Source organism: Leptolyngbya sp. FACHB-671 (assembly GCF_014695745.1).
Taxonomy (GTDB): Bacteria; Cyanobacteriota; Cyanobacteriia; order Elainellales; family Elainellaceae; genus JAAUTN01.
This window is the reverse complement of the sequence record NZ_JACJOV010000153.1, coordinates 387,450-405,463: the sequence shown is the minus strand read 5'-3', so window position 1 is coordinate 405,463 and position 18,014 is coordinate 387,450. Positions and strand designations below refer to the sequence as shown.

The window sequence follows — 18,014 nt, the reverse complement described above, 5'->3', positions numbered from 1 at the left end:
AGGAAGCATTGCACAAATGGATTGGCTGCGATTGCAAAAAGCTTTGTCCGTTGAAGCTGAACGAGGCTTCAATGACCTGGTGGGCAACCAGTACCGCTTCAGTGAATTTCTCAACCTCAGTCTGAATCGACCGCCCGTAGAGTTGCCTCCCGCCGAACAGCAGCGCTTGCAGGCGATCGCCACCCGCTTTGCCAGCTATTCAGACCTATCCTTTGCTCAACGCCAACATCTCGTTGCAGACACAAGGCGAACGCTATATCAGGTGCGGCGGGAATTAGAGTCGGGGAAGGGGGATCAGGGATTAGGGGAAGGGGAAGAAGCTTCGGCAGAGAATCTTCACAGCTCAAAATCTTCTGCAAGAACTTCTCAGGCAACCAAGACCAAAACTAAGCTACCTCGTACGGCTCCGCTAGTTGAGCCAAGAACCAAAATTGAGCTTGATCAGGCAGTTACTTACTTGCCGGGAATCGGTGCGAAGAACAGCGAGCGACTGGCAAAGCTAGAAATTTTTACTGTGCGGGATTTGCTCTACTATTACCCGCGTGACCATATTGACTACGCCCGCCAAGTCAACATTCGAGATGCGGCAGAGGGCGAAACGGTAACGCTGGTTGGCACGGTGAAGCGCTGCACCTGTTTCAACAGTCCGCGCAATGCCAAGTTGACCATTTTCGAGCTAATCGTGCGCGACCATACAGGACAAATTAAGCTCAGCAAATTTTTTGCCGGAACTCGTTACCGTAATCGCGGTTGGCAAGAGCAGCAAAAGCGGATGTATCCTCCTGGTGCGGTAGTTGCGGCATCCGGGCTAGTGAAAAAAAGTAAGTACGGCGTAACGCTGGATGACCCGCAAATTGAGGTGATTGACCATGCAGGCAGTTCCATCGAATCGATGAAAGTGGGGCGGGTTGTCCCCATTTACTCGTTGACGGAGGGAGTTGCAGCAGATCTAGTGAGACGAGCGGTGGTTGCAGCGATTCCAGCAGCGGCAAACCTGCAAGACCCGTTGCCAGAAGCATTGCGCGATAAGTATGGGCTGATTGGAGTGCAGGAGGCGATCGCCCACATTCACTTTCCCCCTAGCGGTGAAGCTTTGGATGCTGCCCGTCGCCGACTTGTGTTCGACGAATTCTTTTATCTGCAACTGGGTTTGCTCAAACGTCGAATGAATCAGCGTCAGGAGCAAACTACCGCTATTCTCGCGCCAACGGGTGAGCTAATTAACAATTTCTATCAGGTTTTGCCTTTCACTTTCACCGATGCTCAACAGCGCGTTGTCAACGATATCCTCAACGATCTGCAAAAGCCTGCTCCGATGAATCGTCTGGTGCAGGGAGATGTCGGCTCTGGCAAAACGGTAGTGGCAGTGGTGGCAATTTTGGCAGCAATTCAGTCGGGCTTCCAGGCAGCGCTGATGGCTCCTACGGAAGTTTTGGCAGAGCAGCACTACCGCAAGTTGGTCAGTTGGTTTAACCTGCTGCACCTGCCCGTAGAATTGCTCACTGGCTCTACTAAAACTGCCAAACGCAGGCAAATTCACGCAGATCTGGAAACTGGAGCGCTACCGCTATTGGTCGGCACTCATGCGCTAATTGAAGATCCGGTTCAGTTTCAGCAACTTGGGCTGGTCGTAATTGATGAACAGCATCGATTTGGCGTACAGCAGCGGGCTAGACTTCAGCAAAAGGGAGATCATCCTCACGTGTTGACGATGACAGCGACTCCGATTCCCCGAACGTTAGCACTGACAATGCATGGTGACTTGGATGTAAGCCAGATTGATGAACTGCCGCCCGGACGTAAGGCAATTCAGACAACTGTTTTGGGAGGAAGCGATCGCTCCCATGCCTACGACCTGATCCGCCGCGAAATCGCTCAGGGCAGGCAGGTCTACGTTGTACTGCCGTTGGTCGAAGAATCTGAAAAGCTAGACCTGCGCTCTGCGATCGACGAACATCAGCGGCTCCAGGAAACCATCTTCCCTGAATTTCAGGTCGGTCTGCTGCACGGACGCATGACTTCCGCTGAGAAGGACGAAGCAATCAACCAATTTCGGGACAACCACAGCCAAATTTTGGTTTCTACCACCGTTGTAGAAGTTGGCGTAGACGTTCCTAATGCCACCGTAATGCTGATTGAACACGCCGAGCGGTTCGGACTTTCCCAACTTCACCAACTGCGGGGGCGGGTCGGGCGAGGAGCAGCGCAGTCCTTTTGCCTGCTAATGAGCAGTTCTAAAAACGAAACAGCTCGTCAGCGGCTAAAAGTGCTAGAGCAATCCCAGGATGGCTTCTTTATCTCCGAAATGGATATGCGCTTTCGCGGACCCGGTGAAGTGTTGGGCACCCGCCAATCAGGTCTACCCGATTTTGCCTTGGCTAGTTTGGTCGAAGATCAGGAAGTGCTGGAACTTGCCAGAGAAGCCGCAGAGAAAGTGATTGAAAAAGACCCCACTTTGGATCGCTGGTCACTAATGAAAGCCGAACTCACCTACCGCTATCGTCGCCTTATGGGTGGGGCAATTCTGACTTGAAGAAGGTTAAATAGCAACCGCCTATTGTGGGGCGCAGCATTCGGCAGATAAACCTTGAAGCAAACCAAAGATTCTTGCCCGAATGCTACGCCCTTAGGGGGAATGAGCTGCAAACAGCTAATAGGAATGAAATACAGCAAAACTCACTATCGCAAGCATTTTGGCGTTGGGTTCCGCTTTGCTTCACCCAACCTACGATTTTAGGAGGCAAAAATTGATTCGTCGTGCTGGAAGGCTTTGAATTCTAACGCATTGCCACTGGGGTCAAGGAAAAACAGAGTAGCTTGCTCTCCTACTTCTCCCTTAAAACGAACGTAGGGTTCGATGACGAACTGAATGTTTTGCTGCTTCAGGCGTTCAGCCAGTTCCTTCCACTGCTCCATCTCAAGAATCACGCCCCAGTGACGCACAGGCACGTTCTTGTTGTCAACCTGATTTGCCTGAGCATCCCTTACTTCGCCAGGGCTAAGATGCGCAGTGACCTGATGACCAAACAGGTTAAAGTCAATCCATTTGTCAGAAGTTCTACCAATGGTGCAGCCTAAAACCTGCTCATAAAAAGTTCTGGTTGCTTCTAAATCTTTAACGGGAAAAGCAAGGTGGAAAGGTCGAATGGTCATTCTCGAAGTTACCTAAATGACTGGTTAAGCAATTGACTGGTTATGCAATGTCAGGAGGCACTTGAGGGGCTGGTTGGGACTGCTGCCACTGCAATTGAATCACATTCTGTAAGTCTGTCCGCTTCACCTCAACGCCGCTAGCAAGATTGCCAGGTGTGTCAAAAAAGATGATGCTATCTGCTGACTTCATCGCCATCATCTGAAACAAAATATGCGTGACGGGCACGGGAATTACAATCACCTCTGGATTCTTGGGTGAATTCGGTCCAGAAGCCGCATCTTTAAGAGTAGGAAAAGCGTAAATGACATTTTTCTCAACATCGGGCTGATTGCGGTTGCTCAACGTTGTCATTACCCAACCCTGATCAAGAGTTTGCAGAACGTAATATTCGAGGTGCTTAAGCTGGGCTGCAATCAGCTTGAGTGCAGGTGCAATGGTTTGAACAATTCCCGGAGTTGTGCCGTCAGGGGGCGCATGGTCAATCAGTTCCTGAAGTTGCTGGTCTAAGTCCATGATGACGGTGGCAAAAGGCTCCTGCCTTCCCAGTCTAGACTGATTCAGTCAGAAGCGATCGCCTTTCTACAGCTGCACTTTTGTCATTCAAACACATCCTTCTATAGACTATTCCCATCAAAAAAAGTTGGAGTAGTCTATACTTGCAACGGCTGATTAATCCTTGCCAATTGCTTGCAAAGCAGAATTAAGTGCCAAAAACTGTGCCATTTAGTCCGGATTCTGGTGAATGAGGGGGATCAGATATAGTGGCGATCGCGTTTGATTGTGTTAGCTTCTTTGTAGCAATTTACCGTCAGGGGGAGAACGTCTAGAGCGTGGAGGCGATTTTTAACCTACTGTTTGATGAATTAAAACAGTCCACTCAAGCGTCTGAGCAGAACTGTCGAGATGTTGCCACCCGGCTCACGGGGGAAGTCACCCGTATTTGTTCAGAAAGTAGGCGTATTCAAGCCTCTGGAGAAGTAGAAACCTGGTCAGTCACATTAGCTCGACATCGCTCGAAGCAATGTTTGAAGTACTATCAGCTAGGCTCCCAGCGGGGACGGGTAGAACTGCACAGTACCCTGAGTGCAGTGATTTACCGCTACATTACCCCACCCCAGGTGCAGTCCAGCTATCAGGCTCGGCTAACGCTGATTGAAGACTTCCTCCAGGGTTTCTATATTGAAGCGCTGAACGCGTTTCGACGAGAAAACCAGATGCCCGCGACCTATCGGCCGCGATCGCTCCTGGAACTGTCTGAATACATGGCTTTCACCGAGCGCTATGGCAAACGGCGGATTCCATTGCCGGGTCGTCGCAGTCAGCAGCTCATCATTCTGCGGGCACAGACCTTCTCCCAGCAGCAGCCGCCCGAAACCTCCGTGGATATGGAGCAAGCCGCCGAAGGCATGTCCGGTGAAAATGAGCGGGGTTGGGGAACTGCCTCAGTGCAGCAGGTGCGAGAGCAAATGGTGGCTCAAGAACCTGAACCTGCGGAGGATGTGCTGCGTCATGCAGTCATTGCAGAATTGATGAACTACCTGGAAGAGCGGCAGCAGACCGACTGTGCAGACTACTTTGCGTTGAGACTACAAGACTTGCCTGCGAATGAAATTGAGGCAATTCTCAAGCTCACGCCCCGCCAGCGAGATTATCTTCAGCAGCGGTTTAAGTATCATCTGATCCGGTTTGCGCTCTCGCATCACTGGGAATTGGTGCATCAATGGCTAGAAGCCGACCTAGAACGTAACTTTGGTTTAACGCCACAGCAGTGGCAATTACTCCAGGATAGAATTACACCACAACAGCTTGAGCTTTTGCGCTTAAAGCAAAAGAGGTTAGCTGATGGGGCGATCGCCCAAGCCTTGGGCTGCACTGCCACACAGGTTCAGAAACAATGGTCGAAACTATTAGAGCAAGCTTGGGAAATACGAAATAATTTAGTATCCGGAGCAGGTGCATCAACCGATGAATAGGGATACAGAAGCCATAAAAAACTTGCTGGCTTGGCTGCTACAGGAACCTAATCCAAACTTTTCAAGGCCATCAGGGGATTCTAGTCAAGAGACTGGTTTAGATAAGTTTGGGGCAGCCGAGCAGCAATTAAATGACTCAGATCCACTCGATTCGGAAGAGGTTAGCATCCCGCCAAGCCAATTCAACGGATCGAATCGTTTTTTCTTTTCAGGGTACTCATTTTCCCCTGGAGAGAGTCAATTATTTGAATCGGGAGATAGACCTGCCGTGCAAGATCGTTTTCATGCTTTGATTCAGCGCCGTTTACGGGCTGAAATCGAACACAAGCCTCCTCTATTCCCCTGGGAGACAGAGGTTTGCGAGTACTTCGACTCAGCGACACCTGACGTAGTTCCGGCTTATTTTTGGACGACTCAGCTTCAAAATCTCAGCCTTCCCATTCCCATGCCTGAAACCATTCTGGCAAATTTGCTAGAGCAGTGCCAGGAAGTGGTGCAAACTTCACTGCGGGAAGGTGCAAAGTTAGTCCAGGCGGTAGAATCCCTGTTTCCAGGGCAGTCTAACGCGCTCAACCAGTTAGCCGGATTGGTACTTGCTTCGCCCAGCCGTTCTGCGGCTGTGGCTTCCCAACCGTCTCGCCTCCAGGAAGGTTTTCCGAGCGACTATGATGTTGCAACTCCGGCTCAACGCATGGCGTTGTCGCTGATTGCTGCTCGTGAAATTATCGAATCTCTAACGCTGACCGTGTCGCCCAGCCAACCTCAAATAGAGCGCCAGTGGCAGACCGCAGCAGGAGCATTGACGCTCACGGCTGAGTACCAAATCAGCACAGGACGACTGCGGGTACAAGGTGTGTTACCTTGCCCTGGTAGTCTCCAGTTTCAAGGTGCTGATGCCGAGGCGATCGCCCAGCGGTCTAACCCTGGCAGCCTCAGCGTTGAAATCCCTGACCCAGAACCAGGACAAACCAATCGCCTGGAAGTTCGCCTGGATGGGGCAAACCTGTCTCCGCTGGTCTTTGCCATTCGGTTTGTCACTGAAGCGGAGTAATGCAAGTGAGGGTTACAGGATATAGGGTGTAGGGTATAAAAGAGTTTTCTACTCCCAACCCCTCACACCCAATCCCTAATTCCCTCCATGCCTGCTACCGCTCCTCCTAAGCGATTGCCTCAAAAGTTAATTCGCGCTCAGTGGCAACGGCTGCGAGATTTACCTCTGCCAGAGCCAGAAGACTCAATCCCGCTGCGTGTATTGGTGCAGCTTTTAGTGACGGTTGGCATCATCGCCACAGATGTTGCCTCGCTGGATGTCGCAAACTGGGCGGGGTTGAGTCTTTGGGCTGTGCCGTTAAGTATTGTTGGCGCAACCTGGAGCTACTATCGTCGTCGCAGTCGCAACGTCCCGGTAAAGTTTTGCATTGCGATCGCCATGTTGGTTGCCCTGGCGGCCTTCTTTGTGCAGTTGCTTAATGAGCCAAACGATACCCGGTTGGCGCTGGCTGAGCTACTGATTCAGCTTCAGGTGTTCCACAGCTTTGACTTGCCCAGACGCAAAGATCTGGGCTACTCGATGATGATTGGGCTGATCTTGATTGGGGTCGGCGGTACGCTCAGCCAAACTCTTGCCTTTGCCCCACTGCTGTTGCTGTTTTTGGCGATCGCTCTTCCAACACTTATTCTCGACTATCGCTCCCGTTTGGGATTGCAGCCCTCTCGCAGCTTTCGCCGGATTGGAATTGAACTTTCACTCAAGCGTCTCAGTCTATTTTTGCTGGTGACCGTTGCGCTGGGGTTAACAATTTTTGCCTTTTTACCGCGTCTTCCAGGCTATCAGCTGCGGACGTTTCCCGTTAGTTCCCTCATTGAATTTGACGGCGAATTTGACACAAGCAACATCATTAACCCTGGCTATGTTCGAGGCGGCAATGGAGAAGGTACGGGTGGCGGCACAGGAGAAGGTACTGGACAAGGGCCTGGAAAAATTGATGACAACCTTTACTACGGCTTTAACAGTCAAATTAATCAGAACCTGCGTGGGGAGCTAGAGCCTCAAGTTGTAATGCGGGTTCGCTCTCAAGCAGAAGGATTTTGGCGTGTATTGGCGTTTGATCGCTACACCGGGCAAGGTTGGGAAATTTCTCGTAACAGCGAAGAGCAGATCGAGACGCTCAGACGACCCGGTTGGTCGTTGCAGTTCTACATTCCCTGGTCTGTTGCACCCTGGTTGTCAGTCAACACTCGCACTCGCGAAGTGATCCAAACTTACACAATCATTTCTGACCTGACGAATCTGGTTCCGGTGCTGCATGAACCTAGACAGATTTACTTTCCTACCGAAGAGTTGGCGATTGATGCAGAAGGAGGATTGCGATCGCCCGTTCAACTGGTAGAAGGGGTTACCTACACCGTAATCTCAGAGGTGCCTTATCGCGATCGCACTTTATTGCAAAAGGCATCCACCGATTATTCCAAAACCATTCGTGACTATTATCTAGAAGTGCCAGAGGCGATCGCCGACCGAGTTCGCCAACGCACCCAAGAAATTTTGGCAGCAGCCCCTAATCCAGTTACTGCTCCATCTGAGCAAGCTCTTTATCTGGCTCAATACCTTAAGCAGAACTACACCGTTCAACCAGAGTTGCCGTTTCTAGAAGAAGATGAGGATTTGGTAGAAGCCTTCTTGTTTCGTTACCAGGGTGGCTACCCAGATCACTTTTCGACTACTTTAACGATGATGCTTCGATCGATTGGCATTCCAGCAAGACTGGCAGCCGGATTTGGTCCAGGAGAATACAACCCCTTCACTGGGTTTTACGTTATTCGCAACACTGATGCCTATACGGTCACGGAAGTTTTATTTCCAGGTTATGGCTGGTTTGCCTTTGACCCAATTCCCGGACATGAAGTGGTGCCGCCTTCGATCGAAGACTATCAAGTGTTTAGTGTTTTGAAGCAGTTTTGGAACTGGGTTGCCGGATGGCTACCCTCCCCAGTCTCAGGGTTGCTCAATCAACTGTTTGGTTGGATTGCCAGCAGCCTTGGTGGACTGATTCGCTGGGTCGTTTCGCTCTTTTCTAGAGGATGGGTGGGGCTGCTACTGGGATTGGCAGTAGTCACAGGACTCAGCTTCCTAGGCTGGCTCAGTTGGAGTGGTTGGCGGATGTTGCGCTACCGTTATTGGCTGACTCGGCTTCCGCCAATGGAGGCAATCTATCAACAAATGCTGCATTGGTTGGCGATTCAAGGTTTTCGCAAACCATCAACTCAAACTCCACTTGAGTATGCCCGTCAAATTCAACCTCACCATTCGCCTAACCATGCCACAGTGATTGAGGAAATTTCGGATGCTTACGTGAGCTGGCGCTATGGAGGGCGATCGCCTAACCTAACGCGATTGCGTCAGCAACTCAAAAATCTGAGAAGACGGGCACCAAAACGGAAGTAATTGCTTAAATAACGAGATTAAGGGTCAATTTCCTGTTCTATTGACTGTCTGAGATTCATCAAATTGAGGGGCTTAATAAAGTACTGTCGTGCGCCTAGTTCTAGGGCACGTTTTTGCTCTGCCCGAAAGGCAAAAGCTGATATGACAATGACTGGAATGCGCGAAAACATAGAGCTTGCCTGAAGTTGCTCCAGCAACAGATAGCCGCTGATATCAGGAAGTTTTAGATCCAGCAGAATCAGGTCAGGCTGAAAATCTATCACGATTTGTAAGAAATCAAGACCTGTGGCAATACTACTCACTACATAATCATGGTGATCAAGATAGTCCTCCATTAGTTGTCGATTTGCGTCGTCGTCCTCAACCAATAGAATCCGTTTGCCCTCAGCTTTTGGCATTTGAGGATTTGTCATCTTATTTGAAATAGGTGATAGCTTTTTCCTTAAGGGGTTTGTAAGGGGCAACTTACATTCTCAAAATATTTAGAGAACAGCATTGCAGTTATCTTAAAAGATAGCTCTTAACTTGAAAACAGAATCACCTCTAAATGCTTAATTTAAGTAGAACACTCCACTTATTTAACCCTTTATTAACCTTAAAAGTTTAGCTAAAGAAGGTCCGAAAAGTGCAAATATCCCCTGGGAGGGCATAGCATTTAGTAGATCGAACTTGAAATAGGTAGACTGAGAGTTCTTGTCTGACTGCTATTCACCTTACACACTTATAGGTTGCAAACTAGACTTCTCAAACATCCTCATCAACTTTAAAAGTCCAGACAGTTCTTGTAGTTCGACATAATAGAAGTTAGCAACTTCCATATCGGTCATGATGACTCAATCTAAAGTAGTTCCTAGGCGAGTAGTTAGGTTTGCGATCGCCCTGCTGACAACCGCAAGTTTGGTTAGTCTATTTGCCCTGATGCCTGCGCCAGAGTTTGCTGCTCAGCAGCGGCAGTGGTCAGCGCAATGGGGTGGGCAACCTGCGATCGCCCAGCAAATTCCTGGTGGGTTACCTGGTGCAACTGAACCCTGGCAGCAGGTTTACCAACTCATCCCAGAGTTGCCACTAGAAAATCATTACGTCAATGCCCGCACGGGAGACCCTAGCCCTAACAATACGCTAGTCAGTCGATTGATTCGCTATCACCTCTATACCAAGAGCCGTCCACCCAACTATCGGCTTGATTGGAAACTGACAATGGCAGACTACCTGGGTGAAAATGACTGGGTACGAGCAGAACTGTACCCTGGTGGAGATACTCTAACCGTTAATCCGATGGAGGGTGATGTGGCTGTAATTCGCAGCCTCAATCGCGCTCAGAGAGATGCTTTGGTTAACGCACTGGTAACTATCTTTAGCAGTGAAGCGAGTACGACGACGGCTCCTGAGCTTCCTGCCGATTCAGAAGAAGTGACTCCGACGCCTTCTACCCCCAGCAATAACCCAACAATCCTTCAACCTCGTCCGGGAGATGCCCAGCTGTTGCTGCCCTAACCAACGAGTTGCTCAATACAGATACGTACAGTGCTATAAGATGGTCCGTCAAGTAAAAAGTGGCTCTGGCTGGCGGCTAGGCTGGGATGCTGATGCCTCTGAGTTTCGGGGTTTAGTTGGAGGAGATGATTGGGCAATTGAGTTGACTGAGGCAGAGCTAAATGATTTCTGTCGTCTGGCTGCAAAGTTAGCAGAAGCAGTGAGCCGCATTGCGGAAGAACTAATGGACGAGGAAAAGGTTAGCTGTGAGGTTGAAAGCGATTTGCTGTGGCTGGAGGCAGAGGGGTACCCTCAAGCTTTTAGTTTGCGTTTAATGTTGCTTTCGGGTCGTCGTGCAGAAGGATACTGGTCAGAGCAGGCTGTACCTGCACTGCTTCAGGCAACTCAGGTCTTAAAAGTCTTTTGAAGCTTTCCCTAAGCGCTGCTCAATGCCCATCATTATGCTATGCTTGTTAAGCGACATCGGGGCGTAGCGCAGCTTGGTAGCGCACTACTTTGGGGTAGTAGGGGTCGTGGGTTCAAATCCCGCCGCTCCGATCGCAAAAGAATCCATCCTTTGGGGTGGATTCTTTTTTGCGAAATTTTTCCCTCTAAAAGAAATCGCGCAGCCAGGGATGGGAACCTGTAAATAGCTGGGTTGCGGTGGCGATCGCTTCCTCTGTTGCTTCTAACTGCCCTAAAAACTGTAGCTCGTGCGGCGAAAACAAGCCTGTGTAGAGGGGCGCTAAGCTGCGAATGTCTAACCGCAACTCCCCTTTGCCCCCTCGGGTGACAGTCCCTTGTCCATTGGCGACTGAGAGAATAAACTTGCCGCTGTTGTCCGGCAGCAATTCATCTTGAACGTCCAGATGCAGTTCAGCTTCAGCCGTAGGGGGATAACCCCGCTTCTCTAAGGCACTGGTTATATTCACAATCCGCAGCAGCCAGCGGTCAGACTCGTGCAGTTTGGCGAATTGTTCTGGCAGCAATAGGGTAAGCGGGTCAATGATAGAGCTGCGCCACCGCACTTTTTCAATCTGGGAACGGTGGTTGGCTAAAAACTTCCAGAAGCTGTACCCGGCCGATGGTGTGAGGACTGCCCAATCTAGCACCACTAGGGTAGCACTGTGGTTGATTTGCTTTTGACTAAAGATGATGTGGCCTTCAGGCTGAGCGGTTTCTCCAAACAGGTAGGCATAAACTGCTTCTGGGGCATCGGGTTTGAGAATTTCCTCCCAAACGGCAGGATGCCGATCCAGGTTACCGTTGTTTGTCTGGGATTGCTGCTGACTAAGCACTTGAAATACTTCAGCAGTTGGAGAATGAATTGGTTGAATGGGTAGCAGCGATCGCTCCTTCACCTGAATGGCTTTAGCCGGAATTTCCCAGGTGCAAAAGCTGCCACCTTGCTCATAGCCAGCTTTGCGGTAAAGCTGCTGAGCTGCTGGATACAGTGCCGAAAGAGCCGCTCCGTTAACATGCAGGTCTTGCAAAGTGTGCTGCATCAGGGCGATCGCTGCACCTGAGCCGCGATACTCCGGGGCAATGCCAACCGCCGCGATGCCAACCATTGGGACTCGCTGGTTGCCAAACCACTGTCCCATTGGCAGCGTTGCCAGTCCACCTGCTAGTTGCCCTGAAGCTCGCAAAGCGCGAAAGTTTTCTAGCCCAACTCGCTTGAAGTAAGTCTCACTGCTACCCGGTGGACTACTAAAGCACTGTTCTAAAATTGCTCCTAGCTGCTGAGCATCTTTGGAGTCAGTCAGAGTTCCGTATTCAAACTGCGATCGCATTAGAACGCCTCTTGAGTTCTACAGCCATCCAACTATAGCTGTAGCTACCAAAGCTACCAAGAAAAGAGGGAGTAGAGCTTTGTCCTGCTCCCTCTTTTCTTTAAGTTCTTACTGCTGTGCTCTGGCGACGGTGAGCGCTCCACTGGCTAGAGGGTCAACTGCAACCCAACCATTGGCAGTGAGTTGTTGCGCCTCAAAGTGTAAGTGTGGACCGGTGGAGTTACCTGTGCTGCCCACCCAACCAATGACGCTGCCTTGTTCAATCCAGGCTCCAGGTTGTACGGCAATGCCAGACAGGTGAGCATAGAGGTTGCGGAGTGCTACGTCCTGATTTTCTAGCACAACGGTTAGACCGTAGCCGCCCATGTAGTCGGCAACGGCAACCCGACCGGACACAGCAGCAACTACAGGAGTACCTTGTGGTGCGCCCAGGTCAACCCCTGCATGGAAGCGGCGATCGCCCGAAATGGGGTGGATGCGCCAGCCAAAGGCAGAAGTTAGTGCTGCCGGAATGGGGAGCGGAAACGCCAGCCCGATTCTACTGAATTGCTGACTCACGGCAGTGGTGACGGAATAGCCTGTGAAGCGTCCTGGTGCAACAGCACAGTTGATGCTGCCTGTAGACGCTGCCAGCACTGCAAAGGGATTTTCAGCTTCAGGTTTTTGCCAGTTTGCATACTGCAGAGGGGCGATCGCATTGACCTTGCCAAACCCTTTATCTACTCCTTCTAAGGGTGAGGACTGTCCCAGGGCGATCGCCCGTGTCGGGTCGGCGATAGACATGCTAGGAACAGTGATGTCTGGCAGGGCTGCTGAGTTAGCTTCTAGATTGGGTTCACCATTCAGTGATTCCATCCTTTCAGACGAAACCTCAGTTGAAGGCATTGGTATAGTCTGCTGGGCTTGCTCAAATTCGCTAGCAGACAGATAAGTCTGTCCTAGAAACATGGAGTCAAAAACAGCAGGAATGGTGGTAATGCCGACTTTATTCAGCAAGTTGTCTAAGGTCGAACCTACGACACGGTCTAGTTTAACCTCACCCCAGCGCTCAGCACTCGGCTTGTGGAGACCTACATCTGCAGATGCCGTTTCTTCAGACTCAATTTCTTGAGAGAAACTGTTCTCTGTCGAGAGAGCAATGGGTTCTTGAGAAACTTGACCCAGTTGCAGCTTCTCCACCTTGGAACTTTGAATCAAGTTGATGGTCTCGTTCGCCGCATTTGAGACGGTGAGCAGCGAAGCAAGCTGCTGGTCAGGTGTAAGGGTGGAGGGGGTAGCAGCAAGCTTGATTCCGCTCAGGTTGACGAAAATTTCCGTTGAGCTGTCTGCTGCCGGAGTCACAGCAGGAACCAGACAGCGATCGCCCTGATACCCAGCCAACCCAGGAGGCAGGGTCCGAGCGCCAATATTGGAATAGCCTGCAACTGGATAGCTTAAGGGGGCAAGGGTCGTGGGTGCTTGAGCGATCGCATCACTTTCCGCTGTTTCGGTCTGTGGCTGCTGAACTGCTACTGCTTCGATTTCTGCAATTTTGGTCAGGACCTCAGTTTGGATCTCTGTAGGTAGAGCAGGATGCTGGGCCACCTGACGCGCCTGGTCAAACTCCCCTACTTCAGCATAGTGAAGTGCTGAGATAACTAAGTTTTGGCGAAATTCTGCTTCGCGTTCGGGTTTATCTTGCTCAACGATTGCTTCTAGTTTCCCTGCCAGTTCTTGTCTTGCAGACTCCAGAGCTACAGCGTTGGCGATCGCCTCTGCTTCTGCTGGCTCAGCAATTTGAGTTGGCCCAGCTTCTTCAGGTACAGAACCAGCATTCGTCTCTGTGTCAGTGCCAGAGTTGGTATTGCTCTGACTGCTGCCCGATTCTGCTGGTGAAGTTTCTCCAACAGTACTGTTCTGGTCAGCAGACGGTTCAGCTACAGGAGCTACATCTGCTGCACTTGCTGAAGTCGGTTCAACTCTGATTTCTGTCAAAGCAGGCGGTACGACTACTGTCTCTGGCGGTGCAACCACTTCAGGCTGAATCAGCGGTGCAGCATTAGTCTGAACTGTTGAGTCGCTACTTTCTGCAGGTTGAGGGGGAGAAAAGTTGGCATTTGGGTTAGCCAGAAGGGGTAACGCATAGCTTTCGAGCATCGCAGAGGTTACAACAGCCGTTGTAAGGCACTGCCCGATGGGTCTAAAAACTTGCTTCATTAAGAACAAAAAGTAACGCCGCACAGCAATACAAGGGGGGTGAGGGTTGCACTTGCTGACTCAAAGCCATTGCTCAAAGTTTCACAAGTCCTCAGAATGTCATTTCGGAGCTGAATGACCTGAATCCGGTTAATGTCAGCATTCAATTCTGAAAACCGTTGAGCAAAGAATTTGAACCGCAACGCTACCATAACTCTTCCGCCACACGATAGAGTTTGAAGTTTGAGTAAAGACGCTACGGTGTAAAGCGATCGCATCGTTCAAACATCTCGATACTTCGCTTTTTACCCTGTCTCCTCATCACCTATGTCTAGCCCAACTCTTCAAACTAACTTACAAGACGTGTGGCTCCCAGATGAGCCAGATGCCGTTTTTTCGGCTTTGCTACCCGCACTCGGAAAGGTCCTGGAGTGCGATCGCTGCTTTCTCTATCTCCGCAACCCAGAAAGCAAGGTGGGCATGGTGCCTTACTGCTGGATTCGCAGCGACGAAATTCCCACCGTCCTAGACTCAGATTGGAAAGCTGAGCCAGAGTCTTTACCTGAAGAAGACCCGCTCTTTGCCGCGGCCCTCCGCACTGAAGCATCCGTTTTTGTCGAAGACGTAGAAACTGCTGACCCCAAAGTGGTTAATGTGGCATTTGAGCAGCGAGAATTTGGTCATCGCGCCCTGATTCACGCTCACCTTTGCCAGGATGGTCAGCTATGGGGCATTTTGCAGCCTTGCGTGTTTGGGCAGCCGAGAGTGTGGACAGATTTAGACCACACGGTGATCGATCAGGTTGTACAGAAAATTACGCCTCTGGCGATCGCCTACATCCAAACTGCTGCAACTGAGTCCGAAGCAGAGATTTGATATAGACGTAACATCCTGTATTGACCTAATACAGGATTGACCTAATACAAGCGGCTAAGAACGTAATCCGCTAGATTAATCAGTGTTTGGCGAGATTCTGAATGAGGCAAGTCACTCAAGTGTTGAACTGCCGCATGAGCGTGCTGAGCAGCTAATTCGCGAGAACGCTCAATTCCCTGGCTGTCTTTGATTAAGGCGATCGCCTGCTCTAAATCTCCATCCTGAGCAAACTCTCGCTCAATTAAGGACTCCAGATAGGGCTTTTCTTCCAAGGCATAGAGAGCAGGTGCAGTTAGATTGCCGCTCTTCAAATCAGACCCAGCAGGCTTACCCAAAGATTCTATCGAACCCGTGAAATCTAAAATATCATCCACAACTTGAAACGCCAAACCAATATGACGACCATAACTATATAGATGCATCGCTAGCTCAGCAGACACACCGCTCAACAGCCCCGCTGCTTTCGCGCTATTAGCAATCAGAGAAGCCGTTTTGTAATAGCTTTTCTCTAAATACGCCTCAATCGATAGGTTTGCTTCAAAGCAACTCAAGCCTTGGAGAATCTCACCCTCTGCCAAGTCCATGATTACTTCAGACAGCAGTTTCACAACTGCCAAATTATCCAAATTTGCCAGATACCAGGAAGACTGAGCAAACAGAAAATCTCCTGCAAGTACCGCAACTCGGTTGCCAAAACTACTGTGAACCGTCGGCACACCGCGTCTTACATCAGACTCATCTACCACATCATCATGTACCAGACTGGCAGTGTGAATCATCTCGGTAATTTCAGCCAACCGACGATGCTTAGGAGAAATATCTTGTTCAGGCATCGTAGCGCGAGAAATCAGCAGAACGATGGCGGGTCTGAGGCGCTTTCCTCCTGCCCCAAACAGGTGTTCTGCGGCAGCATACAAAATAGGATGACGTTCACCAACCAGGTTTTTCAAATTTTCTGTGAGCAGGCGCAGATCCGCTTCAACTGGTGAAAAGAGAGAGGTCGCTGAGGTCATGAATGAGCCGCTTCAGGCGTTAGATTACAAAATTTTACATATCTTAGCTCTATTCTAAGGCAAGCCTTCTGCATCTGAAAGAACAAAGTCTGGGTTCTAGAGTTTTCTATCTCCTGGAGGGGATTTCAGAATATTGATAGCAGTAAGAGTCTACCCTCAAACGGCTAATCAGGCTAATTAGAGTGTGTTACTAGTTCCCTTGCTCGGATTTAATCACATCTGAGTTAGCAGTGAGCTTTATATAAGTGCTCGTTATAAGCAGTTTGTTTTGTCATAGTTCGATTGCGTCTTTTATTTCGGATTGGAGTTGATGTTCGACAGATGTTTTACAACTCCCCAAAGCAGTATTTTAATAAGCATAAGTACTTAGCAAAAATGTTCTTAGGAACCCGGCTGTCCCAGTCCAGTTTTGATTGTCTAACCTTGTGAAAAAGCCTATTCCAGCCTCATGTAGATTTATTAAGTCCATGAAAGAATGCCCTATTGAAAACCAAAATCCTGTGCTAGGATTTTTATAGAGATTTAAAAGTTTTCGAACTTAACACGAATAGGGCTACGGCAATTTTGAAGTAGCGGCAAGGGTATAAGGGGTTCTAATTTTGCGCTCCTCTTGCTGTGCCTATCTACTTTCCAATTAAAGCTAGCCAGGTTAGTTCATCAATTATCCAGATTTGGATTGCCGCTGGCAGTCTGAAATGGCTGTTCTCTCGGAACGAGTCTCCTGTTAGATGTGTCCTTTAGGTTGCATCCTGCATGGCATGGCTTTGGGAGGACGGAGACAAAATATCTAATTGAAAGCGCAGAGCTTAGGCTTTGGCTTAATTTTGTTTAGTTTGAACTCTGACTTTACTAGGCTGCTAATTATGACGTACAACGGTATTCCATTCATCATCCCAGTCTTGGCAGCAGGCTACCTTTTAGCGGTTTATCTGCTGCTGATGCTTGTACAACGCTTACAGGCTTGAGTACTCTGCTCATCTCAGCACTGCGCTGAGTAAGGGTTGTGCCGTGTGTTCAGGAGGCGGAGCGATCGCCGTCACTTCTCTTAAGACTGAACATTTATCGCAACTATCTGGAGACAGATTGTACACCAATTCATTCTCTTCGTACAGATGTACGATAGCGTTGCTTCGGCATTATGCTGACCTGCGTTAGACCCCGACTGTCTCAGTCAGGTTCACTTGCTCAACAAGAGGCGTACAGCCTAACCACTGAACTGAAACCTGCCTGAAATGATCGGGATTGCCACTGACACAAAAGCGAGTTGGCAAAGGTGGACGAGTGCTCTTTAGCCCTAGCAGGTCTAGCTCTTGAGCGGCAGCAGCCACCACATGCACAGCCGGATCAACGAGCTGAACGGAGGGCGGCAGAAGAGTTCTTAAGATTGGCGAGAGATGAGGATAGTGGGTACAGCCGTACACGAGCGTGTCGATGTTTTGCTCTAGTAGGGGCGTGAGATATTCCAGTGCGATCGCTCTAGTGTAGGGAGTGTGAATCTGGTTTTGCTCAATCAGCGGCACAAACTCTGGACAACCTACTTGCCAGACTTGAACCGTGCTGTCTGCTTCTAAAATTGCCAGACGGTAGGCATTACTGGCTGTGGTTGCAGGTGTCGCAATTACGCCAACGCGCTTGCCTTGCTGAACGGCAGCCCGTGCCCCTGACAAAATTAGGCGCAGAATTGGCACTTCGATTTCAGCACAGAGCTGATCAATCGCGATCGCATCGCTGGTGTTGCAAGCGACGACGATCATTTTCACACCTTGCTGACACAGCCAGGTCAGAATTTCTCGGGCAAACTGGAGAATTTCTGCCGCAGAGCGATTGCCGTAGGGCACTCTCGCAGTGTCGCCCACATACAAAATCGACTCGTTGGGCAACTGGCGATACATTTCTCTCAGGACAGTCAGCCCCCCTACCCCACTGTCAAATACACCAATTCTGGCGCGTTGAGAATTGGTTCCCAGATTTGCTAGAGGGTCGATTGGAGAGCGCTTGGAACCAGCCAGAGAGTGAATACCGAGTTGGGAGTCTGTTGCTTCAGAGCAAGGATGGGTTTTAGAAGAGTTAGACACAGGGAATTAAACACAGAAAAAGCTGTGAACACAGTAA

15 protein-coding genes and 1 tRNA gene are annotated in these 18,014 nt (G+C 49.9%); 8 read left to right on the top strand and 8 right to left on the bottom strand.

Annotated elements, in window-relative coordinates:
- Positions 1-16: 16 nt before the first annotated feature.
- A complete protein-coding gene (recG, locus tag H6F93_RS27155; RefSeq protein ID WP_190687706.1) occupies positions 17-2,533 on the top strand; it encodes an ATP-dependent DNA helicase RecG in 2,517 nt (838 codons plus the stop codon).
- A gap of 200 nt (positions 2,534-2,733) precedes the next feature.
- On the opposite strand, the gene H6F93_RS27150 is transcribed toward recG, so the two are convergent.
- Together H6F93_RS27150 and H6F93_RS27145 are read right to left on the bottom strand one after the other, a co-directional pair.
- A complete protein-coding gene (locus tag H6F93_RS27150) occupies positions 2,734-3,153 on the bottom strand; it encodes a VOC family protein (RefSeq protein ID WP_190687702.1) in 420 nt (139 codons plus the stop codon).
- A gap of 40 nt (positions 3,154-3,193) precedes the next feature.
- A complete protein-coding gene (locus tag H6F93_RS27145; protein ID WP_190641373.1) occupies positions 3,194-3,667 on the bottom strand; it encodes a hypothetical protein in 474 nt (157 codons plus the stop codon).
- 317 nt (positions 3,668-3,984) lie between these two features.
- On the opposite strand from H6F93_RS27145, the gene hetZ reads away from it, so the two are divergent.
- From hetZ to H6F93_RS27130, 3 genes are all read left to right on the top strand, one after another.
- Positions 3,985-5,127: a heterocyst differentiation protein HetZ gene (gene hetZ, locus H6F93_RS27140; RefSeq protein WP_190641374.1), complete on the top strand. Its 1,143-nt coding sequence runs from the start codon at positions 3,985-3,987 to the stop codon at positions 5,125-5,127.
- 268 nt (positions 5,128-5,395) lie between these two features.
- Positions 5,396-6,178, top strand: coding sequence for a hypothetical protein (locus H6F93_RS27135; protein ID WP_199314063.1), 783 nt, complete (start codon positions 5,396-5,398; stop codon positions 6,176-6,178).
- Positions 6,179-6,265: 87 nt separating this feature from the next.
- A complete protein-coding gene (locus tag H6F93_RS27130; protein ID WP_190687696.1) occupies positions 6,266-8,572 on the top strand; it encodes a transglutaminase TgpA family protein in 2,307 nt (768 codons plus the stop codon).
- 17 nt (positions 8,573-8,589) lie between these two features.
- On the opposite strand, the gene H6F93_RS27125 is transcribed toward H6F93_RS27130, so the two are convergent.
- Positions 8,590-8,985, bottom strand: a complete 396-nt coding sequence (locus tag H6F93_RS27125; RefSeq protein ID WP_190641377.1) for a response regulator — start codon at positions 8,983-8,985, stop codon at positions 8,590-8,592.
- A 412-nt stretch (positions 8,986-9,397) separates the two neighbouring features.
- Here H6F93_RS27125 and H6F93_RS27120 point away from each other — a divergent pair, with 412 nt between their 5' ends.
- From H6F93_RS27120 to H6F93_RS27110, 3 genes are all read left to right on the top strand, one after another.
- Positions 9,398-10,066, top strand: a complete 669-nt coding sequence (locus tag H6F93_RS27120) for a hypothetical protein (protein WP_190687692.1) — start codon at positions 9,398-9,400, stop codon at positions 10,064-10,066.
- Between the two features lie 40 nt (positions 10,067-10,106).
- Positions 10,107-10,472: a DUF1818 family protein gene (locus tag H6F93_RS27115; RefSeq protein WP_190687689.1), complete on the top strand. Its 366-nt coding sequence runs from the start codon at positions 10,107-10,109 to the stop codon at positions 10,470-10,472.
- A 57-nt stretch (positions 10,473-10,529) separates the two neighbouring features.
- A tRNA-Pro gene (locus tag H6F93_RS27110) sits at positions 10,530-10,603 on the top strand.
- Positions 10,604-10,656: 53 nt separating this feature from the next.
- Here H6F93_RS27110 and H6F93_RS27105 read toward each other — a convergent pair.
- The 3 genes from H6F93_RS27105 to H6F93_RS27095 form a co-directional block, all read right to left on the bottom strand.
- Complete coding sequence (locus H6F93_RS27105) at positions 10,657-11,838, bottom strand: GNAT family N-acetyltransferase (RefSeq protein WP_190641379.1); 1,182 nt, start codon at positions 11,836-11,838, stop codon at positions 10,657-10,659.
- A 108-nt stretch (positions 11,839-11,946) separates the two neighbouring features.
- Positions 11,947-13,974 carry a M23 family metallopeptidase gene (locus H6F93_RS34285; protein WP_242043625.1) on the bottom strand — a complete coding sequence of 676 codons (2,028 nt, stop codon included), beginning with the start codon at positions 13,972-13,974 and terminating at the stop codon, positions 11,947-11,949.
- Between the two features lie 59 nt (positions 13,975-14,033).
- On the bottom strand, positions 14,034-14,225 hold the full coding sequence (locus H6F93_RS27095; protein ID WP_206755779.1) for a hypothetical protein: 192 nt from the start codon (positions 14,223-14,225) through the stop codon (positions 14,034-14,036).
- A 115-nt stretch (positions 14,226-14,340) separates the two neighbouring features.
- On the opposite strand from H6F93_RS27095, the gene H6F93_RS27090 reads away from it, so the two are divergent.
- Positions 14,341-14,889: a GAF domain-containing protein gene (locus tag H6F93_RS27090; RefSeq protein ID WP_190687682.1), complete on the top strand. Its 549-nt coding sequence runs from the start codon at positions 14,341-14,343 to the stop codon at positions 14,887-14,889.
- A gap of 41 nt (positions 14,890-14,930) precedes the next feature.
- Here H6F93_RS27090 and sds read toward each other — a convergent pair whose 3' ends face one another.
- The gene (gene sds / locus H6F93_RS27085) at positions 14,931-15,902 is read right to left on the bottom strand and encodes a solanesyl diphosphate synthase (RefSeq protein WP_190641382.1); all 972 of its coding nucleotides are present in this window, start codon (positions 15,900-15,902) and stop codon (positions 14,931-14,933) included.
- Between the two features lie 1,151 nt (positions 15,903-17,053).
- Positions 17,054-17,977, bottom strand: coding sequence for a glutamate racemase (gene murI, locus H6F93_RS27080; protein ID WP_524538025.1), 924 nt, complete (start codon positions 17,975-17,977; stop codon positions 17,054-17,056).
- Between the last annotated feature and the right edge of the window lie 37 nt (positions 17,978-18,014).